General features: G+C 62.5%; 24 protein-coding genes. 22 read left to right on the forward strand and 2 right to left on the reverse strand.

The window, feature by feature from the left end; all coding sequences use genetic code 11:
• The first annotated feature begins 75 nt into the window (after positions 1–75).
• Positions 76–1,269, forward strand: a complete 1,194-nt coding sequence (locus K3725_RS05700; protein ID WP_260017867.1) for a DegT/DnrJ/EryC1/StrS aminotransferase family protein — start codon at positions 76–78, stop codon at positions 1,267–1,269.
• Here K3725_RS05700 and K3725_RS05705 read toward each other — a convergent pair.
• Complete coding sequence (locus K3725_RS05705; RefSeq protein WP_260017868.1) at positions 1,257–1,715, reverse strand: CreA family protein; 459 nt, start codon at positions 1,713–1,715, stop codon at positions 1,257–1,259. The genes K3725_RS05700 and K3725_RS05705 overlap by 13 nt on opposite strands.
• A gap of 304 nt (positions 1,716–2,019) precedes the next feature.
• Between K3725_RS05705 and K3725_RS05710 the strand changes: the two genes are divergently transcribed.
• Entirely contained in the window at positions 2,020–3,180 is a 1,161-nt protein-coding gene (locus K3725_RS05710; RefSeq protein WP_260017869.1) for an isovaleryl-CoA dehydrogenase, read from the forward strand.
• Positions 3,181–3,277: 97 nt separating this feature from the next.
• Here the strand turns inward: K3725_RS05710 and K3725_RS05715 are convergent, their stop codons facing one another.
• Positions 3,278–3,880, reverse strand: coding sequence for an OmpW family protein (locus tag K3725_RS05715; protein ID WP_260017870.1), 603 nt, complete (start codon positions 3,878–3,880; stop codon positions 3,278–3,280).
• Between the two features lie 149 nt (positions 3,881–4,029).
• Here K3725_RS05715 and K3725_RS05720 point away from each other — a divergent pair, with 149 nt between their 5' ends.
• The 20 genes from K3725_RS05720 (at position 4,030) to nuoH (ending at position 22,635) form a co-directional block, all read left to right on the forward strand.
• Positions 4,030–5,559, forward strand: coding sequence for an AMP-binding protein (locus K3725_RS05720; RefSeq protein ID WP_260017871.1), 1,530 nt, complete (start codon positions 4,030–4,032; stop codon positions 5,557–5,559).
• The gene (locus K3725_RS05725; RefSeq protein WP_260017872.1) at positions 5,559–6,476 is read left to right on the forward strand and encodes a hypothetical protein; all 918 of its coding nucleotides are present in this window, start codon (positions 5,559–5,561) and stop codon (positions 6,474–6,476) included. The genes K3725_RS05720 and K3725_RS05725 overlap by 1 nt, the downstream gene beginning before the upstream one ends.
• Positions 6,473–8,077 (forward strand): carboxyl transferase domain-containing protein, encoded by a 1,605-nt coding sequence (locus tag K3725_RS05730; RefSeq protein WP_260017873.1) that lies wholly within the window; start codon positions 6,473–6,475, stop codon positions 8,075–8,077. The genes K3725_RS05725 and K3725_RS05730 overlap by 4 nt, the downstream gene beginning before the upstream one ends.
• Positions 8,078–8,086: 9 nt before the next feature.
• A complete protein-coding gene (locus K3725_RS05735; RefSeq protein WP_260017874.1) occupies positions 8,087–10,012 on the forward strand; it encodes an acetyl/propionyl/methylcrotonyl-CoA carboxylase subunit alpha in 1,926 nt (641 codons plus the stop codon).
• 90 nt (positions 10,013–10,102) lie between these two features.
• On the forward strand, positions 10,103–10,960 hold the full coding sequence (locus tag K3725_RS05740) for a hydroxymethylglutaryl-CoA lyase (protein ID WP_260017875.1): 858 nt from the start codon (positions 10,103–10,105) through the stop codon (positions 10,958–10,960).
• Positions 10,961–10,980: 20 nt separating this feature from the next.
• The gene (locus K3725_RS05745) at positions 10,981–11,763 is read left to right on the forward strand and encodes a crotonase/enoyl-CoA hydratase family protein (RefSeq protein WP_260017876.1); all 783 of its coding nucleotides are present in this window, start codon (positions 10,981–10,983) and stop codon (positions 11,761–11,763) included.
• 233 nt (positions 11,764–11,996) lie between these two features.
• The gene (locus K3725_RS05750) at positions 11,997–12,362 is read left to right on the forward strand and encodes an NADH-quinone oxidoreductase subunit A (protein WP_019295998.1); all 366 of its coding nucleotides are present in this window, start codon (positions 11,997–11,999) and stop codon (positions 12,360–12,362) included.
• Positions 12,353–12,886, forward strand: a complete 534-nt coding sequence (locus K3725_RS05755) for an NADH-quinone oxidoreductase subunit B family protein (protein ID WP_019295997.1) — start codon at positions 12,353–12,355, stop codon at positions 12,884–12,886. The genes K3725_RS05750 and K3725_RS05755 overlap by 10 nt, the downstream gene beginning before the upstream one ends.
• 17 nt (positions 12,887–12,903) lie before the next feature.
• On the forward strand, positions 12,904–13,509 hold the full coding sequence (locus tag K3725_RS05760; RefSeq protein ID WP_260017877.1) for an NADH-quinone oxidoreductase subunit C: 606 nt from the start codon (positions 12,904–12,906) through the stop codon (positions 13,507–13,509).
• A complete protein-coding gene (locus tag K3725_RS05765; RefSeq protein WP_260018573.1) occupies positions 13,509–14,732 on the forward strand; it encodes an NADH-quinone oxidoreductase subunit D in 1,224 nt (407 codons plus the stop codon). The genes K3725_RS05760 and K3725_RS05765 overlap by 1 nt, the downstream gene beginning before the upstream one ends.
• Entirely contained in the window at positions 14,732–15,919 is a 1,188-nt protein-coding gene (locus K3725_RS05770) for an NADH-quinone oxidoreductase subunit E (RefSeq protein WP_260017878.1), read from the forward strand. Before K3725_RS05765 ends, K3725_RS05770 begins: the two co-directional genes overlap by 1 nt.
• Before the next feature lie 44 nt (positions 15,920–15,963).
• Entirely contained in the window at positions 15,964–16,191 is a 228-nt protein-coding gene (locus K3725_RS05775; protein ID WP_019295993.1) for a DUF5337 domain-containing protein, read from the forward strand.
• Between the two features lie 6 nt (positions 16,192–16,197).
• Positions 16,198–17,496 (forward strand): NADH-quinone oxidoreductase subunit NuoF, encoded by a 1,299-nt coding sequence (gene nuoF / locus K3725_RS05780; protein WP_065267087.1) that lies wholly within the window; start codon positions 16,198–16,200, stop codon positions 17,494–17,496.
• Entirely contained in the window at positions 17,493–17,891 is a 399-nt protein-coding gene (locus K3725_RS05785; protein WP_260017879.1) for a hypothetical protein, read from the forward strand. The genes nuoF and K3725_RS05785 overlap by 4 nt, the downstream gene beginning before the upstream one ends.
• A gap of 4 nt (positions 17,892–17,895) precedes the next feature.
• Complete coding sequence (locus tag K3725_RS05790) at positions 17,896–18,312, forward strand: MAPEG family protein (protein ID WP_260017880.1); 417 nt, start codon at positions 17,896–17,898, stop codon at positions 18,310–18,312.
• Between the two features lie 2 nt (positions 18,313–18,314).
• The gene (locus K3725_RS05795; RefSeq protein WP_260017881.1) at positions 18,315–18,674 is read left to right on the forward strand and encodes a hypothetical protein; all 360 of its coding nucleotides are present in this window, start codon (positions 18,315–18,317) and stop codon (positions 18,672–18,674) included.
• Between the two features lie 101 nt (positions 18,675–18,775).
• Complete coding sequence (locus tag K3725_RS05800; protein ID WP_065267103.1) at positions 18,776–19,180, forward strand: DUF5333 domain-containing protein; 405 nt, start codon at positions 18,776–18,778, stop codon at positions 19,178–19,180.
• A gap of 3 nt (positions 19,181–19,183) precedes the next feature.
• Entirely contained in the window at positions 19,184–21,208 is a 2,025-nt protein-coding gene (nuoG, locus tag K3725_RS05805) for an NADH-quinone oxidoreductase subunit NuoG (protein WP_260017882.1), read from the forward strand.
• The gene (locus tag K3725_RS05810) at positions 21,205–21,591 is read left to right on the forward strand and encodes a hypothetical protein (RefSeq protein WP_260017883.1); all 387 of its coding nucleotides are present in this window, start codon (positions 21,205–21,207) and stop codon (positions 21,589–21,591) included. The genes nuoG and K3725_RS05810 overlap by 4 nt, the downstream gene beginning before the upstream one ends.
• A 6-nt stretch (positions 21,592–21,597) precedes the next feature.
• The gene (gene nuoH, locus K3725_RS05815; RefSeq protein WP_039145417.1) at positions 21,598–22,635 is read left to right on the forward strand and encodes an NADH-quinone oxidoreductase subunit NuoH; all 1,038 of its coding nucleotides are present in this window, start codon (positions 21,598–21,600) and stop codon (positions 22,633–22,635) included.

A 22,635-nucleotide genomic window follows, 5' to 3' on the forward strand; every position in this document is an offset into this window, starting at 1 on the left:
GCAACTCAGTTTCGGGAAAATCGTCTCTCCAGCTTCTCTCTTGACCGCTGACAGCCCGCGGCTCACAAACGCCGCATGAGCGAAAAGTTTACCGGGTCATTCACCCAGCAGGAACCCATCCCCGAAGACGCTATCGAGGCCGCGCTGGCGGTGCTTCGTCACGGACGGCTGCACCGCTACAATGTGGCCGAGGGCGAGCCAGGCGAAACCGCGCTGCTGGAGCAGGAGTTCGCGGCGCAGATGGGCGCAAAATACTGCCTTGCGGTGGCGTCCGGAGGCTATGCGCTGGCAACCTCGCTGCGCGCCGTCGGCGTGAAGCCTGGCGACAAGGTGCTGACCAACGCCTTCACCCTGGCGCCGGTGCCGGGATCCATTGCTTCTGTCGGGGCGGAGCCGGTGTTTGTCGAGGTGACCGAAAGCCTGACGATTGATCTGGACGATTTGGCGGCCAAGGCGGATCAGGCCAAGGTGCTGATGCTGTCGCACATGCGAGGACACCTGTGCGACATGGACCGGCTGATGGAGATCTGCGATGCAGCGGGCATCACCGTGATCGAGGATTGCGCTCACACCATGGGCGCCTCTTGGAACGGGGTGCTGTCGGGCCGCCACGGTGCGGCCGGCTGCTATTCCTGCCAGACCTACAAGCATGTGAACTCGGGCGAGGGCGGGTTGCTCATCACGAATGATGAAGAGATTGCTGCCCGCGCCATCATGATGTCCGGCTCCTATATGCTCTATGGCCGCCATATGGCGGCGCCAGGGCCGGAGGTGTTCGAGCGGGTGAAATACGAGACCCCCAACATCTCGGGGCGCATGGACAATCTGCGCGCCGCCATCCTGCGGCCGCAGCTGCGCGATCTGGATACCCAGGTGCAACGCTGGAATGACCGCTACCGCGCGGTGGAGGAGGGCCTGCGCGGCACGCCCGGCCTGACGGTGGTGGAGCGCCCCGCGCAGGAGGTCTACGTCGGCTCCTCGATTCAGTTCCTGCTTCTGGACTGGTCCGAGGACGCGGTTCAGGAGGCTGTCCGCCGCTGCGCCGCCCGCGGCGTTGAACTGAAATGGTTCGGCACGCCGGAACCTGTGGCCTTCACCTCCCGCTATGACAGCTGGCGCTACGCAGAAACGCCGCGGCTGCCGCAAAGCGACCGCGTCCTCGCGGGCATCATCGACATGCGGGTGCCGCTGACTTTCAGCCTCCAGGACTGCGCGCAGATCGCCCGCATCATCCGGGCAGAGGTTTCCGCCGTCTATCAGTCCGCCTGATAGAGCGGCACCGTCGAGATTGAAACCTTGGCAGACCCGTCAGTCAGCTCTGCCGCGTGGGCGGCATAGATCAGGGTCTGGTTCGCCTCGTCAAAGATCCGCTTCACCCGCAGCGATTTCAGGATGATGGAGCGCGACGCGCGGAACACGTCCTCTCCGTCGCGACCGCGATCGATGTCGCCCAGAGTGATCGGCCCGGTCTGGCGGCAGGCGATGGAGGCGTTTGAAGGGTCTTCGAACCAGTTGCCTTTGGACAGCCGGTCAATCAGCCCGCGTTCGAAATAGGCAATATGGCAGGTCACGCCGTCGACTTTCGGGTCGGCGATAGCCTCGATAATGATGTCGTTTCCGACCCAATCGACGCCGATCTGCCCGACCTCCTCGGCGGCGGCAGGCAGGTTGAGCAGGCAGAATGCGGCGGCCAGGGCGGGGGTTGCTCGTGTCATTTGAAACTCCTCTGGATTGCAGGCAGGGCAGGTTTTCCGTGTCTGTCTCTTAACGCCCGCAAGCGGGAAAAGGTCCCTGCCGGCTGAACTGCCAGCCTGAATTCTACGAGAATTCCGGCCCGGAAAGCACGTGTTTTCCGTTCCGTTTCCCGTGCCCGAAAACGGTGCCTTCTAAATTGGGGCTGTTATGCGGCTTGGACGCTGCGTTCGTGGGCGCTGGACCGCCATTGACCCGAATCGAAGGCTCCTTTATTGAATTGAACAACTGTTCATATAATCGGCTCTGGCCTGGAGGATCCGCGGGATGTTCAACGCAAGCATGACTTTCGACCTTGGTGAGGACGTGAACGCGCTGCGCGATGTGGTTCACCGCTGGGCGCAGGAGCGCATCAAGCCGATGGCGCAGGAGATTGACCAGAAAAACGAGTTTCCGGCAGAGCTTTGGCAGGAGATGGGCGAGCTGGGCCTCCTAGGCATCACTGTGCCGGAAGAATTCGGCGGTGCTGGCATGTCCTATCTGGCTCATACCGTCGCGATTGAGGAAATCGCCCGCGCCAGCGCTTCTGTCTCGCTGTCCTACGGTGCGCATTCCAACCTCTGCGTCAACCAGATCAAGCTGAACGGCAACGCGGAACAGAAGTCAAAATACCTGCCGCGGTTGCTGTCCGGCGAACACGTCGGCGCGCTGGCCATGTCCGAAGCAGGCGCTGGCTCTGATGTGGTGTCGATGAGCCTGCGCGCGGAAAAGCGCAACGACCACTTCCGCCTGAACGGCAACAAGTACTGGATCACCAACGGCCCTGACGCCGATACCCTGGTGGTTTACGCCAAGACCGATCCGGAAGCCGGCTCCAAAGGCATCACCGCCTTCCTGATCGAAAAGGAATTCAAGGGCTTCTCCACTTCCAAGCATTTCGACAAGCTGGGAATGCGCGGCTCCAACACGGCTGAGCTGGTGTTCGAGGACGTGGAGGTCCCGTTTGAGAATATCCTGGGCGAAGAGGGCAAGGGCGTGCGTGTGCTGATGTCCGGTCTGGATTATGAGCGTGTGGTGCTTGCTGGCATCGGCACGGGCATCATGGCTGCCTGCATGGACGAAATGATGCCCTACATGAAAGAGCGCAAGCAGTTCGGCCAGCCGATCGGGAACTTCCAGCTGATGCAGGCCAAGATCGCCGACATGTATACGGCGATGAACACCGCGCGGGCTTATGTCTATGAGGTTGCCAAAGCCTGCGACAAGGGCACCGTGACCCGTCAGGACGCAGCGGCTTGCTGCCTCTATGCTTCCGAGGTGGCGATGACTCAGGCACACCAGGCTGTGCAGGCCTTCGGCGGGGCGGGGTACCTGTCCGACAACCCGGTTGGACGTATCTTCCGGGATGCCAAGCTGATGGAAATTGGCGCTGGCACCAGTGAAATCCGCAGGATGCTGATCGGCCGCGAGCTGATGGGCACCATGTAAGAACGAGAACCCCGCGCAATCACAAGGACGGCGCGGGGATTGAAACAGGCCTGGCAGCACGAGGCAAGCCGCCAGGCCTTACTTGGATCACCAAGGATCAGAAGCGGTGCACGTAAGCGAAGTTCACGACAACCGGATCAATCTCGGCGGTGCCGATGGCGGCGCCGTCCAGCGTTGCGTCGGTGTCGATGTCCATCCAGCGGACGTTGAACCGCAACGCGCCATTGTCAGAGATCTGGTAGTCGGCCCCGGCGTTCACCGCGACGCCAAAGCTGTCGTCCAGCTTGAGCGTGCCAAGCGCGGTCTCTTCCTCAAAGAAGGTGGTGTAATTCAGGCCCAGGCCAAGGAACGGCTTGATCACCCCTTGGGTGGGGAAGTGGTAGTTGACCGACAGGGTCGGCGGCAGCTGCTTGGCGGAGGCCGCATAGGCACCACCCAGGTTGACGTCGTGCTCAAACGGCGTGGCCGCCAGCAACTCGACACCCCAGTTGTCACGGAAGAAGTACTCAACGGTCAGCGACAGCGCGGTGCCGTCATCAATGTCAGCCAGCGCGCCGGCCAGGGTGCCATTGCCGGATTTCGGGTTCACATTGGCGATACCGACGCCGACAGTCCAGTCGCCTTGCTCCTGAGCAAGTGCGGGGGCGGCCAGCGCGGCCAGGGCGGAGGTCAGCGCAAGTGCGGAAACCATGCGTTTCATGGGGTGCGTCCCTTTTCTTGTGTTCACCTCGACGTGATGCGCCCGAAACGGGCGGCAGACCCTGATCTGAGTCAAATGGGTGTGATGTTACCTATTGAAAACGCGAAGAAAAAACGCATACCGGCTATGCGTTTCAGGAATGTCTAAACATGCATCAAGAACGTAACATTCCAGGGCTTCGCGCAGACGGCAGCTGGGACTTGCCAGGGCGGTTGAATATGGCCGCGCAATGCCTGGCGCAGCCGGACGATGCGCTGGCGCTGATTGACATGACCGGCCCTGTACGCCGCGACATTTCCTATGGCGAATTGGCGGCAATGACAGACGGGCTGGCGCGCTATCTGCTGACCCGCATCCAGCCCGGCGACCGGGTCGGGGTGCTGCTCAGCCAGTCGCCCTGGTGCGCGGCGGCACATCTGGCGGTCTGGAAGACGGGCGGCATCTCTGTGCCGCTGTTCAAACTGTTCAAACATGACGCGCTGGCCTCGCGGGCTGGCGATGCCGGAGTGCGGTTTGTCTTTACCGATGCCGAGGGCGCGGACTTGCTGGGCAATTTGGCCGAGGCCGTGATGGCGGACACAGCCGGCATTGATGGCGCGCCGGTGACCTTCGCTGACACCGAACCGGATACCCCAGCCGTTCTGATCTACACCTCCGGCACCACCGGCAGCCCCAAAGGCGCGCTGCATGGCCATAGAGTGCTGACCGGCCACCTGCCGGGCGTTGCCATCAGCCATGATCACCTCGGCCAGCCGGGTGATGTCCTTTGGACGCCGGCGGACTGGGCCTGGATCGGCGGCCTGTTCGATGTGCTGATGCCGGGCCTGGCGCTGGGCGTGCCGGTGGTTGCGGCGCGGCTGGACAAGTTCACGCCGGAGGCCTGCGCGGAGCTGATCGCGCAGGCAGGCGTGCGCAACATCTTCTTTCCGCCGACCGCACTCAGGATGCTGAAGGCAGCCGGGCAGGGGCTCAGCGGTCTGCGCTCTGTTGCCAGCGGCGGAGAGCCCCTGGGCGCCGAGATGCTCGCCTGGGGCCGGCGGCAGCTGGGGGTGACCATCAACGAGTTTTACGGCCAGACCGAATGCAACATGGTGGCCTCCTCCTGCGCCGCGGACTTCGAGCCGCGCCCGGGCTGCATCGGCAAGGCGGTGCCGGGGCATGAGCTGGCGGTGATCGACGAAGCGGGCAACCCTGCGCAAGGCGAGGGCGACGTCGCCATCCGCCGCGGCTCGGCCTCGATGCTGCTGGAATACTGGAACCGGCCTGTGGAAACTGCGGCCAAATTTCGCGACGACTGGCTGGTGACTGGCGACCGCGGCATCTGGGAGGGGGATTACTTGCGTTTCGTAGGCCGCGAGGATGACGTGATTACCTCCGGCGGCTACCGCATCGGTCCGGCAGAGATCGAGGATTGTTTGATGACCCACCCGGCAGTGGCGACGGTTGGCGTGGTCGGCAAGCCCGACAGCCTGCGCACCGAGATCGTCAAAGCCTATGTGGTGCTGAAGCCGGGGGCGGAGGCCTCGGAACGGGAACTGCAGGATTACGTAAAGGGCCGCCTCGCGCAGTACTCCTATCCGCGTGAGGTGGCGTTCCTGGACGCGCTGCCGATGACCGTGACCGGCAAGGTGATCCGCAAGGAATTGAAGGCGCGGGCTGCGGGGGAGATTAAGCAGTAATGAGCAACAGTGACACAGCCGACGACCTGCAGCGGTTTCTGACGGATGTAGACCGAAAGTTTTATGCCGAGTTTGACCCTTTTTACTTCTGGACCCTTGCTGAGTGTTTGAACAAGGCAACACCAAGCAGCTTACGAATTCAGGACATCGATTCTGGTGAAGTCTTGGGAGAGCATTCCGTTCTAGATGGGCTTAAAATTTCTCGTGAACGGTATGAAGAGTATGCGATCCATACCATTAGGGCGTTGCGCTACTTTTCCTCTGAAACATTGGTTCTGTTCATTTTGTGCGGCTCAGACTTCGGGCCATTTGCGCGAATTGCATCCACGATGCGGGAAAGGGCATTGGCTCAGGTCTATCGGGCACTGAAAGATGAAAAAGTGCCTGAAGGGTTTGAGGTAGTTATTGGCGGGCAACCGCTCGCATTCAATGAATGGCTGTCCTACCAACTTTTCGCTGACCCGCGACAGTTGGAGGCTGTCACTCAAGGGGAGATCAAGCGGCTGGTTGTAGAGGAAGCTGATCTACTCTCTGAACGCGGAGCAATAAACGCATTTAAGCACGGAAAGCCAACTTATTTTGGCCCTGGCGTTGCTTTGAAGGTCAAAGACGAAACTGGTGAGTTTAGCCCCCTGAACGAAGTGGTTTCAGGGCTGAATTGGGTTGATTGGTACGAAAGCAAGGGGCGGGACTTCTCCGTAGCTTTCGGGACCGAAGAACTGAATTCGGAACAGGATATGAAACGCCTCATGGCTGTTTCTTTACTGCTGCATTCGATTTGTTTGGTCAGAGGAGCAGTATCAAGAGGGGAAGCACAAGTTGATGTACACCTCCCCAATAACTTTGAAACCGGCCTTTCCGTGAAAAGGCAGAAGTTCAAGTTTTCGTTCAAACAAAAGGGAGTGCCGGTTAAATGAAACTCACATCCAAGGCGATGCCCTCCTCGGACGGCTTCAAGCAGAACCGCGAGGCGCATCTGGCGGCTCTTGCGCAGATCAGCGAGGCGGCTGAGGCCGCGCGCTTGGGCGGCGGCGAGAAATCCCGCGCCCGGCACGAAAGCCGCGGCAAGATGCTGCCGCGCCGCCGGGTGGCAAACCTGCTGGACCCCGGCTCCCCGTTCCTGGAGATCGGCGCCACCGCGGCGCATGCCATGTATGACGGCGCCGCGCCCGCGGCGGGCGTGATTGCGGGCATCGGCCGGGTGCACGGGCAGGAGGTCATGGTGGTCTGCAATGACGCCACCGTGAAAGGCGGCACCTATTACCCGATGACGGTGAAGAAACACCTGCGCGCGCAGGAAATTGCCGAGGAAAACCGTCTCCCCTGCATCTATCTGGTCGACTCGGGCGGCGCCAACCTGCCCAACCAGGACGAGGTCTTCCCCGACCGCGACCATTTCGGGCGCATCTTCTACAACCAGGCGCGGATGTCGGCCAAGGGCATCCCGCAAATCGCGGTCGTCATGGGCTCCTGCACCGCGGGCGGCGCCTATGTGCCGGCTATGTCGGACGTCACCATCATCGTTAAGGAGCAGGGCACCATCTTCCTGGCCGGCCCGCCGCTGGTGAAGGCCGCGACGGGCGAGGTCGTCAGCGCCGAGGATCTGGGCGGCGGTGATGTGCACACGCGCCTCTCCGGTGTGGCCGATTATTTGGCCGAGGATGACGCCCACGCGCTGGCGCTGGCCCGCCGTGCGGTGCAGTCGCTGAACATCACCAAGCCGCTGACGGTGAACTGGGCCAGCCCGGAAGAGCCGGCTTACGACCCCGAGGAAATCCTTGGCGTGGTTCCGGGCGATCTGCGCACGCCTTATGACATCCGCGAAGTGATCGCGCGGCTGGTCGACGGCTCCCGCTTTGACGAGTTCAAACCGCGCTTCGGCGAAACCCTGGTGACCGGCTTTGCCCACCTCAAGGGCTGCCCGATCGGCATCATCGCCAACAACGGCGTCTTGTTCTCCGAAGCCGCCCAGAAAGGCGCGCATTTCGTGGAACTGTGCAGCCAGCGCAAGATCCCGCTGGTGTTCCTGCAGAACATCACCGGCTTCATGGTCGGCCGCAAATACGAAAACGAAGGCATCGCCCGCCACGGCGCCAAGATGGTGACGGCCGTCGCCACCACCAATGTCCCCAAGATCACCATGCTGGTCGGCGGCTCCTTTGGTGCCGGCAACTACGGCATGTCGGGCCGCGCTTACTCCCCGCGCTTCCTGTGGACCTGGCCGAATTCCCGCATCTCGGTGATGGGCGGCGAGCAGGCGGCGGGTGTGCTGGCGACCGTGAAACGCGACGCCATCGAACGCCAGGGGGGCAGCTGGAGCACCGAGGACGAAGCGGAGTTCAAACGCCCCACCATCGAGATGTTCGAGGAACAGAGCCATCCGCTTTATGCCTCGGCCCGCCTCTGGGATGACGGCATAATCGACCCGCGCAAATCCCGCGACGTGCTGGCCCTGTCGCTGAGCGCCGCGCTGAATGCCCCGATCGAAGACACGCGCTTCGGCGTGTTCCGGATGTGAGGATCTCCCATGTTTGACAAAATCCTGATTGCCAACCGCGGAGAGATTGCCTGCCGCGTGATGGAAACCGCCCGTGCCATGGGGGTGCTGACCGTGGCTGTTTACTCCGACGCCGATGCGGCTTCGAAACATGTGGCGCTGGCGGATGAGGCCGTGCATATCGGCGGCCCGGCCCCGGCAGACAGCTACCTGAAGGGCGACGAGATCATCCGCGTCGCACAGGAAACCGGCGCCCAGGCGATCCACCCGGGGTACGGCTTCCTGTCGGAAAACCCGAAATTCGTCGAGGCGGTGGAGGCTGCGGGCCTCACTTTCATCGGGCCGTCGGCGGATGCGATCCGCAAGATGGGCCTCAAGGACGCCGCCAAGGCGCTGATGGAAGAGGCCGGCGTGCCGGTGGTGCCGGGCTATCACGGTGCCAATCAGGACCCGGAGTTCCTGGCCGGCGAGGCGGAGAAGATCGGCTATCCGGTGCTGATCAAGGCGGTTGCCGGCGGCGGCGGCAAAGGCATGCGGTTGGTCGAAAAGCCTGCCGAATTTGCCGATGCCCTGAAAAGTGCCCAAGGCGAGGCGACCACCGCCTTTGGCAACCCGGATGTCCTGATCGAGAAATACATCCAGCAGCCGCGGCATATCGAGGTCCAGGTCTTTGGCGACGGGACCCACGCGGTGCATCTGTTCGAGCGCGACTGCTCCCTGCAGCGCCGCCATCAGAAGGTGATCGAGGAAGCGCCCGCGCCGGGCATGACCGAGGAGATGCGCGAGGCGATGGGACAGGCTGGCGTGCGGGCGGCGGAGGCCATCGGCTATAAGGGCGCGGGCACGGTCGAGTTCATCGTTGACGGCTCTGACGGGCTGCGCCCCGACGGGTTCTGGTTCATGGAAATGAACACCCGCCTGCAGGTGGAGCATCCGGTGACCGAGCTGATCACCGGCGTCGATCTGGTGGAGTGGCAGTTGCGCGTCGCCTCTGGCGAGAGTCTGCCCGCCAAGCAGGAAGACCTCACCATCACCGGCCACGCCTTTGAGGCGCGGCTTTACGCGGAGGACGTGCCCAAGGGCTTCCTGCCCGCAACCGGCACCCTAACCCATCTGTCCTTCCCGGCTGAGGCCCGCGCCGACAGCGGTGTGCGGGCAGGGGATACTATCAGCCCCTGGTACGACCCGATGATCTCCAAGGTGATCGTGCATGGTTCCACCCGCAAGGTGGCGCTGTCGCGGCTGGCCCGCGCGCTGGAGGAAACGCAAGTCGGCGGAACCGTCACCAACCTGGCATTCCTTGGCGCACTGGCGGCGCATGAGGGCTTTGCCAACGGCGAGGTGGACACCGGACTGATTGCCCGCGATCTGGACGCGCTGACCGCAGCGCCGGTGGTGGAACTGCGCCACAAGGCAGCGGCCGGCATGGTGGCGCTGGATCTGGTGGAGGCTGCACCGGACACCGGTTTCACCCTCTGGGCGCCTCTGCACCGGGCCGTCATCCTTTCCCATGCGGGTGAGGAGTTTACGGCGGATGTGCAGGTGGACGGGCCGGACCGGCAGCTTTGGACCATTGATGGCGAAACCGTCGTGGCCGAACGCAGCCAGGGCCAGTGGCGCATTGACGAGCGCCGGATGCCCGCGGTGTCGCAGTCGGGAACGCTGATCACTGTGCATGATGCCTACGGGCTGGAGTTCACCGCGATAGACCCGCTGGACCGCGATGCGGCAGCAGGCGGCGACAGCAACGTGATCGAGGCGCCGATGCCGGGCCTCGTGAAGGCGGTCTTTGCCGAAGCCGGCCAGGCGGTGAAGGAGGGCGACCGGCTTGCGATTCTGGAAGCGATGAAAATGGAGCATTCGCTGCTGGCGGCCCGCGACGGTGTGGTGGCCGAGGTTCTGGCCGCTGCAGGCGACCAGGTTGAAGCCGGTGCAGCGCTGGTGCGGCTGGAATAAGAAGACGGCTGATCTGGGGCGGGGGCGGCGCGCCTGCCGCCCCCGCTGCGGTTTGAGTATTTTTGGAAAGATGAAGCCGGAGGGCATTCCATGGGTGAATTTGCCGAAATCTTCGAAGTTGGCCCGCGCGACGGGCTGCAGAACGAAAAGCGGGAGATCCCGGTTGCGGAAAAGGTGGCGCTGACCGACTGCCTCAGCCGCGCCGGGTTCAAACGCATCGAGGTGGCCAGTTTCGTGTCGCCCAAATGGGTGCCGCAGATGGCGGGCAGCGCGGAGGTGCTGGCGGGTATCACCCGCGCATCTGGCGTCCGCTATGCAGCTCTGACCCCCAATATGCGCGGATATGAAGACGCGGTAGCCGCCAAAGCGGATGAGATCGCGGTCTTTGCATCGGCTTCCGAAGGCTTCTCCAAGGCAAATATCAACGCCACCATCGAGGAAAGCATAACGCGCTTCCTTCCGATCCTGGAGGCCGCCAAGGAAACCGGGCTGCCGGTCCGGGGCTATGTCTCCTGCGTGACCGACTGCCCTTATGACGGGGCCACGCCGCCCGGGAAGGTGGCAGAGGTGGCCGAACGGCTGTTCTCGCTCGGCTGTTACGAGATCTCGCTGGGCGACACCATCGGACAGGGCACCCCGGAGGCGATCACTGCGATGCTCAATGCTGTCACCGCGCGGGTGCCCGCTGTACAGCTGGCAGGCCACTACCACGATACCGCGGGCCGGGCGCTCGACAATATCGAAGCTTCGCTGGCGCAGGGCGTGCGGGTGTTCGATGCGGCCGTTGGCGGCCTCGGCGGCTGCCCCTATGCGCCGGGCGCGGCGGGCAATGTGGCAACGGAAGCGGTGCACAAGCGCCTGACCGGACTGGGCTATGAAACCGGCCTGGATGCGGAGGTGCTGGAAGAAGCCGCAGCACTCGCCCGGGCCATGCGCGGCCTGCAGTAAGAATTCAGCGGAGATACAAGATGTTCGAGACAATCACCCTGGACACCGACGCCCGCGGCGTTTGCACCCTGACCCTGAACCGGGCCGAGAAGCACAACGCCATGTCCGGCCAGATGCTGCAGGAACTGACCCTGGCGGCAAAGCGGCTGGCCGAGGATGAGACCGTCCGCGTTGTGGTGCTGACCGGTGCAGGCAAGAGCTTTTGCGCAGGCGGCGATCTGGGCTGGATGCGGGCGCAGATGGATGCTGATGCTGAAACCCGGGCGCGCGAGGCGCGGGTGCTGGCGGAGATGCTGATGGCGCTCAACATGCTTCCGAAGCCGCTGATCGGTGCGGTGCAGGGCAACGCCTTTGGCGGCGGTGTCGGGATGGCATCGGTTTGCGACGTGGCTATTGGGGCGGATCATCTGAAGATGGGCCTGACCGAGACCAGGCTGGGGCTGATTCCCGCCACCATCGGGCCTTACGTGATCGCCCGCATGGGCGAAGCCAAGGCGCGCCGGGTGTTTATGTCGGCCCGTCTGTTCGGTGCGGCAGAGGCCGTGGAACTCGGGCTGCTGGCCAAGGCGGTGCCCGCGGAGCAGCTTGCTGAGGCGGTCGCGGCGGAGGTTGCGCCCTATCTGAACTGTGCTCCCGGAGCGGTTGCCGCAGCCAAGAAGCTGGCCCGCGATCTGGGTCCGCGGCTGGACAGCAGCGTGATCGACCATACAATCAAGGCGCTTGTGGATTGCTGGGAAGGGCCGGAGGCTGGCGAGGGCATCGCGGCGTTCTTTGAAAAACGCAAACCGGCATGGCAAAGCTGAAAAGCGGCATAATTGAATCACGTTTTCACGGCGGCTGCAGATCTCCCTGCGGCCGCTTTTCTTATGAAAACACTTGGGAATTATCCCTGTGTTGCAACAGTGCTTTTTCTATCCAAACCCCTGTGGATTAACCTTGCTTTAGTTGACGCTCCCCGGGCGCGGGGGTATGCACTGTCCAAATCAACACGCCAATTGACGCCGCGCGGAAAACCGCCCGGGGAAAGGAGCTGCTCTTGGAAGAGATGTTGAGGGAATACCTGCCAATCCTGGTCTTCCTGGCCGTCGCGGCAGGTTTGGGGATTGTCCTTATCCTTGCAGCCGTCGTTCTGGCGGTCCGCAACCCGGACCCGGAAAAGGTCAGCGCCTATGAATGCGGTTTCAACGCCTTTGACGATGCCCGCATGAAATTCGATGTCCGGTTTTATCTGGTGTCGATTCTCTTCATCATTTTCGACCTTGAGATCGCCTTCCTGTTTCCCTGGGCCGTCGGTTTCAAGGACATCAGCGACCTCGGCTTCTGGTCGATGATGGTGTTCCTCGGTGTGCTGACCATCGGCTTTGCCTATGAATGGAAGAAAGGGGCTCTGGAATGGCAGTGATGACCGGACCCAACACGGCGGGCGTGGACAAGGAAGTCGTCACCCGGGCCATCAATGCCGAGCTTCAGGACAAGGGCTTCCTGCTCACCTCGGCTGAGGATATCATCAACTGGGCCCGTACCGGCTCGCTTCACTGGATGACCTTTGGCCTGGCCTGCTGCGCAGTTGAGATGATGCACACCTCGATGCCGCGCTATGACGCCGAACGCTTCGGCATCGCACCGCGCGCCTCGCCGCGCCAGTCGGACGTGATGATCGTCGCAGGCACCCTCACCAACAAGATGGCGCCGGCGCTGCGCAAGGTCTACGACCAGATGCCCGAGCCGCGTTATGTGATCTCGATGGGCTCCTGCGCCAACGGCGGCGGCTATTACCACTACAGCTATTCCGTGGTGCGCGGCTGCGACCGGGTTGTGCCGGTTGACGTCTATGTGCCCGGCTGCCCGCCAACGGCAGAGGCGCTGCTCTATGGTCTGATGCAGTTGCAGCGCAAGATCCGCCGCACCGGCACCCTGGTGCGCTAAGGAGGGGCGGAGACAACATGACTGAAGCACTGAAAGAGCTGGGCGCCCAGATTGAAGCCAAACGCCCCGATTGCGTGGTGGCCTGGGATGTTTCCTTTGATGAACTGAACATCGACGTCACACCCTCGAACATCGCCGGTCTGGTGGAGTTCCTGAAGCTGGACGCCAACTGCAAGTTTTCGACCCTGGTGGACATCACCGCGGTGGACTACCCCGACCGCGCCAAGCGCTTTGACGTGGTCTACCACTTCCTGTCGATGTACCGGAACCAGCGCATCCGCCTGCGCGCTGCCGTGCGCGAGGATGAGATGGTGCCCTCGATCATCAACGTGCATCCCTCGGCCAACTGGTTCGAGCGGGAAGTCTACGACATGTTTGGCATCCTGTTCTCCGGCCACCCGGACCTGCGCCGGATCCTGACCGACTATGGCTTCCGCGGCTATCCGCTGCGCAAGGACTTCCCGACCACCGGGTATACCGAGGTCCGCTATGACGAGGCGCAGAAGCGCGTGGTCTATGAGCCGGTGAAGCTGGTGCAGGAATACCGTCAGTTTGATTTCATGTCCCCGTGGGAAGGTGCCGAATACATCCTGCCCGGCGACGAGAAGGAGGGGGCGCAATGATGGACGGCTCCAAATTTGACGACGGCAGCGTTGACGCGCTGAGCGGCGAGCAGAAGATCCGCAACTTCAACATCAACTTCGGCCCGCAGCACCCTGCGGCGCATGGGGTTCTGCGTCTGGTGCTTGAACTCGACGGCGAGATTGTCGAGCGCTGCGACCCGCATATTGGCCTGCTGCACCGCGGCACCGAAAAGCTGATGGAAAGCCGCACCTACCTGCAGAACCTGCCGTATTTCGACCGCCTCGATTACGTGGCGCCGATGAACCAGGAACATGCCTGGTGCCTGGCCATCGAAAAGCTGACCGGCACCGAAGTGCCGCGCCGGGGCCAGCTGATCCGGGTGCTCTACTCGGAAATCGGCCGGGTGCTGAACCACCTCCTCAACGTCACCACGCAGGCGATGGACGTCGGCGCGCTGACCCCGCCGCTCTGGGGCTTTGAAGAGCGCGAAAAGCTGATGATCTTCTACGAGCGGGCCTGCGGCGCGCGCCTGCATGCGGCCTACTTCCGCCCCGGCGGTGTGCATCAGGACCTTCCGGATGAACTGCTGGACGACATCGACCTCTGGGCGATGGAATTCCCCAAGGTGCTGGACGACATTGACGGCCTCTTGACTGAAAACCGCATTTTCAAGCAGCGCAACTGCGACATCGGTGTGGTGACCGAGAAGGACATCCAGGAATACGGCTTCTCCGGCGTCATGGTCCGCGGCTCCGGCCTTGCGTGGGACCTGCGCCGCGCGCAGCCCTATGAATGTTATGACGAATTCGAGTTCCAGGTGCCGATCGGCAAGAACGGCGACTGCTATGACCGCTACCTCTGCCGGATGGAAGAGATGCGCCAGTCGACCTCGATCATCCGCCAGGCGGTTGCCAAGCTTCGCGAAGCCACCGGCGACGTGATGGCCCGCGGCAAGCTGAGCCCGCCCAAGCGCGGCGACATGAAGACCTCGATGGAAAGCCTGATCCACCATTTCAAGCTGTACACCGAAGGGTTCCACGTCCCGGCAGGCGAGGTTTATGCAGCAGTCGAGGCGCCCAAGGGCGAGTTCGGCGTCTATCTGGTGGCGGACGGGTCCAACAAGCCCTACCGCTCCAAGATCCGCGCGCCGGGCTTCCTGCATCTGCAGGCGATGGACCACGTTGCCAAGGGCCACCAGCTGGCCGACGTCGCCGCCATCATCGGCACCATGGACGTCGTATTTGGAGAGATTGACCGCTAATGCTTCGCCGTCTGCATTCCGAACAACCCGACAGCTTTGCCTTCACCCCGGCCAACCAGGCCTGGGCTGAGGCGCAGATCACCAAGTATCCTGAGGGCCGTCAGGCCTCTGCGGTCATTCCGCTTTTGTGGCGTGCGCAGGAACAGGAAGGCTGGGTTACCAAACCCGCGATCGAAGCCGTCGCCGATATGCTCGGCATGGCCTATATCCGGGTGCTGGAGGTTGCCTCCTTCTACTTCATGTTCCAGCTGCAGCCGACCGGTTCCATCGCCAATATCCAGATCTGCGGCACCACGTCCTGCATGATCTGCGGCGCCGAGGATCTGGTGGCGGTCTGCAAGGAAAAGATTGCCGAGAAGCCGCACACCCTTTCGGCAGATGGCAAGTTCACCTGGGAAGAGGTCGAGTGCCTGGGGGCCTGCACCAACGCCCCCATGGCGCAGATCGGCAAGGACTATTATGAAGACTTGACCGTCGAGAGCTTCACCAAGCTGCTGGACGATCTGGCGGCTGGCAAGGTTGTGGCACCAGGGCCGCAAAACGGGCGTTATGCAGCTGAGCCGAAATCGGGCCTCACCTCGCTGACCGAGTTTGACAGCGGCAAGACCCAATACAACGCGAGCGCGCAGCTGGCGATGGACATCAAGGACGGCGTCAAGCGCATCCAGGGCGATGAAGTGCCGCTGCTGACGCCTTGGGTCGGCAAGGACGGTGTTGTGGCCGGCCGCGCCGCCGAAGGTCAGCCGCCGAAAGCGCCGGAAGCACCGAAGCCTGCCGTGAAGCAGGCAGAGGAAGCCGCCAAGGCAGCGCCGAAGAAATCCGCCGCGGCAGAACCCGCTTCGCCGGAAGGGGCTGCGGCGAAACCCGCGGCAGACAGCCAGGCAGAAGAAAGCCAGCCCGAGGTCCTGAAAGAGGCCCGCGGCGGCCTGCCGGATGATCTGAAGCTCCTGAAGGGCGTCGGCCCCAAGCTGGAAGAAAAGCTGAACGAACTGGGTTTCTTCCACTTTGACCAGATCGCCGAATGGACCGGGGCCGAAGTCGCCTGGGTTGATGCGCGTCTCAAGTTCAAAGGCCGGATCGAACGGGACGGCTGGATCGAACAGGCCAAGCGCCTTTCGGTGGGTGACGAGACCGAGTTTGCGAAGCGTGCCAAAAAAGAGCACCTCTACGACGATAAAGAAGATTGATCGGAAGCGGCCCGTCTGGGCCGCCTTCGGGTGATAGGGAACAGATGAGCAAGGAACAGGATCAGGCCATTGCAGCAAAAGGCCGGCATATCGCATTGGTGATTGCCGGGACCATTTCGCTGTGGATCGTGGTCTCGCTGTTCATCGGCCCCATGCTGGGTCTGCCGGGGCGCTATGCGCTCTTGTTCGACTTCGCCGCGCTGGCGGGCATGATCTATGCCCTGGTCAACATATTTCAACTCTGGCGCATGCGCCGGGACAGCCAAAGGTAGGCACACATGCTGAAGGATCAGGACCGGATCTTTACCAACCTTTACGGAATGCACGACCGCAACCTGGCGGGCGCCAAGGCGCGCGGCCATTGGGACGGCACCGCTGGCATCATCGAAAAGGGCCGCGACTGGATCATTCAGACGATGAAGGATTCCGGTCTGCGCGGCCGTGGCGGCGCGGGCTTCCCGACCGGCCTCAAGTGGTCCTTCATGCCCAAGGAAAGCGACGGCCGCCCGGCGTATCTGGTCATCAACGCCGATGAATCCGAGCCCGGCACCTGCAAGGACCGGGAAATCATGCGCCACGATCCGCACACGCTGATCGAGGGCGCGCTGATCGCCTCCTTCGCGATGAACGCGCATACCTGCTACATCTACCTGCGCGGCGAATACATCCGCGAGCGCGAGGCGCTGCAGGCCGCGATCGACGAATGCTACGACAAGGGGCTGCTGGGCAAGAACGCCGCCGGTTCCGGCTGGGACTTCGACGTCTTCCTGCACCATGGGGCAGGGGCCTACATCTGCGGCGAAGAAACCGCGCTGATCGAGAGCCTGGAAGGCAAGAAGGGCATGCCCCGGATGAAGCCGCCGTTCCCGGCGGGCGCGGGCCTTTACGGCTGCCCGACCACCGTGAACAACGTGGAATCCATCGCGGTTGTGCCGACCATCCTGCGACGCGGCGCCGACTGGTTCGCGTCCTTCGGGCGCCAGAACAACGCGGGCACCAAGCTGTTTGCGATCTCCGGCCACGTCAACAATCCCTGTGTGGTCGAAGAGGCGATGTCGATAGGTTTCGAGGAATTGATCGAAAAGCATTGCGGCGGCATCCGCGGCGGCTGGGATAATCTGCTGGCCGTGATCCCCGGCGGCTCCTCTGTCCCCTGTGTGCGCGGCGAGAACATGCGTGACGCGATCATGGACTTCGACTACCTGCGTGGCGAGCTGGGCTCCGGCCTCGGCACTGCGGCGGTGATCGTGATGGACAAGCAGACCGACATCATCAAGGCGATCTGGCGACTGTCCAAGTTCTACAAGCACGAAAGCTGCGGCCAGTGCACCCCCTGCCGCGAAGGCACCGGCTGGATGATGCGCGTCATGGACCGCCTGGTGAAGGGCGAGGCCGAGCTGGAAGAGATCGACATGCTGTGGGACGTGACCAAACAGGTCGAAGGCCACACCATCTGCGCCCTTGGCGACGCAGCTGCTTGGCCGATCCAGGGCCTGATCAAAAACTTCCGCGAAGAAATCGAGGACCGCATCAAGGCCCAGAAAACCGGCCGTATGGGCGCGATGGCGGCGGAATGAAGAAACTTGCGACGATACTCTTTCTGGCATGCGGGCCAGCTTCTGCAACGGAGCTGCCGTATCCGCCGTATGAGTTCTCGCTGTACTTGTCCTGGGGGCAGATCGCCGTTGATGTTGCAAAGCACTGTAAGACCTTAGCAATCGACAAAGAGCAGTATCGTGTCCTGGAAGAAGAAAATTTTCAGTTGCTAGAGCGGGAAGGCTTCTCGCGTGGCAATTGGCGAAATGAAATGGAGGAAGTCCCGGTTGGGATCAGAGACCAAGTGAACTTCGAGTTCTATTTTGCCTATGGCATTCGCACTGGAACGCTTGAGAGCGAATGGTGCCATGCGGGGCGGCAAGCGATGAAAAAAAATAAGTATTTGGACCAGTTGTTGACTGAGCAATGGTGGTAACTTGATGGAAGCCTTCGACGCATATTCCCACGCTCTGGCCGCGCTGGTGATCTTTACCCTGATCACCCTGGCGCTGTCGCCGTTTTCGGCGCTGGCCAAGCAGAAGGCGGGCCTCGCTCCGGGCGCCACGCCGCAAGAGGACTATGCGGAGAAGGCCTACCGGCTGAACCGGGCGTATCTGAACGGCTGCGAGACTTTGCCGGCCTTCCTGACTGTGACACTGGTGGCAATTCTTGCGGGTGCGGCGCCGTTCTGGGTGAACCTGCTGGCGTCTATGGCGGTGGTGTCCCGTGTGTTCATGATTTTCATTCACCTGCAGGGCATCGGCAAACCGCACAGCGGTCCGCGCTCTGTTTTCTACGTTCTCGGCTGGGCCTGTATGGCGGGTCTGGCGATCCTGGCATTGGCGGCAGTATTTTGAGCATGATGAAGACATACCGGATGGCCGTTCCGGCGGCCTGCCTGGCGGCTCTGGCGCTGGTTTCGGCCTGCGGCACCTCCACGACCAACAAGAACCGCGAGCTGTACGACGGCGTGGCGTTCAAGGCGAAGGCCAAGCCCATCGACAAGAAGACAAACCCCGCGGTGTTCCAGATCGACATCAAAGGCGTTGAGCGCTCGGTCAAGGGCGCGCGGGAAGCGGCGGCCCATGGCGGCACCACCTACTGCGTGACCACCTACGGGTCCTCAAAGATCAACTGGGCCAACGACCCGCGTGACGAGGAGACCCCGCTGACCATCACTGATGGCCGCGCTGTGTTCCAGGGGACCTGCACCCCGTGAGCGGATTTCCGGCATATCAGGGCCTTACGGTCCGGCTGCTATTGCATAGCAGAAGCGCGCGCCTGCGCATGGGGGCTTCGAAACTGAAGGAGACCCATGCCATGCGTGCCCTGATTGCCGCTGTTCTGTCCACTGTTGTTGCCTTGCCAGCCGCAGCGCTGGCGAAACCGTCGCTGCGTGATGTGCAGGAAATCGAAGACCCGCTGTTTGCCGTTGCGGTGGCCAAGGAAGTCTCGGACTACTGCGACGACATCTCTCCGCGTTACCTGAAAGGGCTGGGCGAGTTGCGCCGGCTCAAAGCGCGGGCCAACGCGCTGGGATACTCGGACGCGGAAATCCGCAGCTACATCGAATCTGATGCTGAAAAGGCCCGGATGCGCGCCAAGGGAGAACAGCTCCTGGCGCAGAACGGCGTCGACTACGGCGAACCCGAAACATTCTGCGCCTATGGCCGCGCAGAGATTGAGAAAAACAGCGCGATCGGCGTGTTACTGAGGGCGAAATAGACCATGTCTGACCTCCGCAAGATCAACATTGACGGAACCGAGATCGAGGTGGATGGGGCAATGACCCTGATCCAGGCCTGTGAGGAGGCCGGCGTCGAGATCCCGCGCTTCTGCTACCATGAGCGCCTGTCGATTGCCGGCAATTGCCGCATGTGCCTGGTTGAGGTCGTCGGCGGCCCGCCCAAGCCCGCCGCCTCCTGTGCGATGCAGGTCCGCGATCTGCGCCCCGGGCCCGAAGGCCAGGCGCCGCAGGTGAAGACGAACTCGCCGATGGTCAAGAAGGCCCGCGAAGGCGTGATGGAGTTCATGCTGATCAACCACCCGCTGGACTGCCCGATCTGCGACCAGGGCGGCGAATGCGACCTGCAGGACCAGGCGATGGCCTATGGCCTGTCGGGCAGCCGCTTCAAGGAAGCCAAGCGCGCGGTGGATGATCTGGACCTCGGTCCGCTGGTTTCCACCACCATGACCCGCTGCATCTCCTGCACCCGCTGCGTGCGCTTCACCACTGAGGTCGCCGGCATCACCCAGATGGGTCAGACCGGGCGCGGCGAGGATGCGGAGATCACCTCCTATCTGAACCAGACACTGCAATCGAACCTGCAGGGCAACATCATCGACCTGTGCCCGGTGGGCGCGCTCACGTCGAAACCCTATGCCTTCACCGCCCGTCCGTGGGAGCTGACCAAGACCGAAACCATCGACGTGATGGACGCGCTGGGGTCGAACATCCGCGTGGATACCAAGGGCCGCGAAGTGATGCGCATCCTGCCGCGCAACCACGACGGCGTGAACGAGGAATGGATCAGCGACAAGACCCGCTTTGTATGGGACGGGCTGCGCCGGCAGCGTCTTGACCGCCCCTATGTGCGCGTCGATGGCAAGCTGAAGCCCGCGACCTGGGCAGAGGCGCTGTCTGCTGCCGCAACCGCCATGAAGGGCAAGAAGATTGCGGGTCTCATTGGCGATTTGGCCCCGGTTGAGGCAGCCTTTGCTCTGAAACAGCTGGTTGAAGGTCTGGGCGGCAAGGTTGAATGCCGTACAGACAACGCGCGCCTGCCGATCGGCAACCGGGCGGGCTATGCCGGCACCGCGACCATCGAAGACGTCGATGACGCACAGATGATCCTGCTGATCGGCACCAACCCGCGCGACGAGGCGCCGGTGCTGAACGCCCGCATCCGCAAGGCCTGGGCCAAGGGCGCCGAAGTAGCGCTGATCGGACCGGCGGCGGATCTGACCTATGAATACTACCATGCCGGCACCGGCCGCGACGCGCTCAGCGATATGATCGCCAAAGGCGTCTCGGAAGAAACCCGCGACAACAAGAAGACCTTGATCATCGTGGGGCAGGGCGCCCTGCGCGAGGCTGATAGCCTGGCGGTCCTGGCGGCTGCGCAGAAGATGGCGGAGCTGTCCGGCTCCAAGCTGATGGTGCTGCATACCGCCGCCTCCCGCGTGGGCGCGATGGACATCGGCGCTGTGACCGAAGGCGGCATGGCCGCCGCCATTGACGGGGCTGACGTGATTTACAACCTCGGTGCCGATGAGGTGGAAATCGACGCAGGCGCCTTTGTGATCTACCAGGGCAGCCACGGCGACCGCGGCGCGCACCGCGCCGATGTGATCCTGCCGGGCGCTGCCTATACCGAGGAAAACGGCCTGTTCGTGAACACCGAAGGCCGGCCGCAGCTGGCGATGCGCGCAGCCTTTGCGCCGGGTGAGGCCAAGGAAAACTGGGCGATCCTGCGCGCGCTGAGCGCGGAGGCGGATGCCAAGCTGGGCTATGACTCGCTGGCCCAGCTGCGCCAGGCGCTGGTCGCTGAGGTGCCGCATCTGGCAAAGATCGACGAAGTGGCCGAGAAGGACGGCGAGGCGCTGGAGCAGGACAAGCTTGGCAACGCGGACTTCCTGCCCGCAATCAAGGATTTCTACCTGACCAACCCGATTGCCCGCGCGTCCCAGCTGATGGCGGAACTGTCGGCAGGTGTGAAAGCCCGCGGAAACGAGGCAATGGCCGCCGAATGATCCGCTTTGCCCTCATAACGCCCTTCCTGCTGGCCGCCTGCGCAATGGCGCCCGGCACCGGAGGCGAGCGGCCCGCTCCGGTTTACGAAGGGGTGGAAACCAGCCTGCTGGAGGGCGATCTGGTGCAATTTCACGTCTCCATGCGAGGGGCTGCCGCACCGGAAGACGTTGAGAACTATGCGGAATGCGCCGCCGCGCAATACGCGCTGATCCGGGGCTACGGATTTGCGCGACATGTGCGCACAACTTTGACACAGGCTGGGGGCAAATCTTCCGCGGATGCGGTCTATCTGATTTCGCCCTCTCTGCCGCGCGGGCTGCGCACCATCGACGCCAATGTCGCGGTTGCGGATTGCACGGCAAACGGAATACCCACGGTGTGAGGACCTATGGCTGATTTCTTTAACACTCCAGGCGGCATCGCTGTTCTGATCCTGGCGCAAGTGCTTGCAGTTGTTGCCTTTGTGATGATCTCGCTCCTGTTCCTCGTCTACGGGGACCGCAAGATCTGGGCTGCGGTCCAGATGCGCCGGGGCCCGAACGTGGTGGGCGTCTACGGCTTGCTGCAATCGGTGGCCGACGCGCTGAAATACGTGGTCAAGGAAGTGGTGATCCCGGCCGGTGCCGACCGAACCGTCTTTATCCTGGCGCCGATGACCTCCTTCGTGCTGGCGATGATCGCCTGGGCGGTGATCCCCTTCAATGACGGCTGGGTGCTCTCGGACATCAACGTCGCCATCCTCTATGTCTTCGCGGTCTCATCTCTGGAGGTCTACGGCGTGATCATGGGCGGCTGGGCGTCGAACTCGAAATATCCGTTCCTGGGCAGCTTGCGCTCCGCGGCACAGATGATCTCCTACGAGGTCTCCATCGGCCTCATCATCATCGGCGTGATCATCTCCACCGGTTCGATGAACTTCGGTGACATCGTTCGCGCGCAGGACGGCGATCTGGGACTGTTGAACTGGTACTGGATCCCGCATTTCCCGATGGTCTTCCTGTTCTTCATCTCGGCGCTGGCGGAAACCAACCGGCCGCCGTTCGACCTGCCGGAAGCGGAATCGGAACTGGTGGCGGGCTACCAGGTTGAATATTCGGCAACGCCGTTCCTCTTGTTCATGGCCGGGGAATACATCGCAATCTTCCTGATGTGCGCGCTGACAACCCTGCTGTTCTTCGGCGGCTGGCTGTCACCGATCCCGGGCCTGCCTGATGGCGTCCTGTGGATGGTTGCCAAGATGGCGTTCTTCTTCTTCCTCTTCGCAATGGTGAAGGCGATCACCCCGCGCTACCGCTACGACCAGCTGATGCGCCTGGGCTGGAAAGTGTTCCTGCCGTTCTCGCTGGCCTGGGTGGTTTTCGTGTCCTTTGCTGCAAAATTTGACTGGTTCTGGGGCATCTTCGCCCGCTGGACCGTGGGAGGCTAA

The sequence above is a fragment of the Leisingera sp. S132 genome, assembly GCF_025144465.1.
Classification (GTDB): Bacteria; Pseudomonadota; Alphaproteobacteria; order Rhodobacterales; family Rhodobacteraceae; genus Leisingera.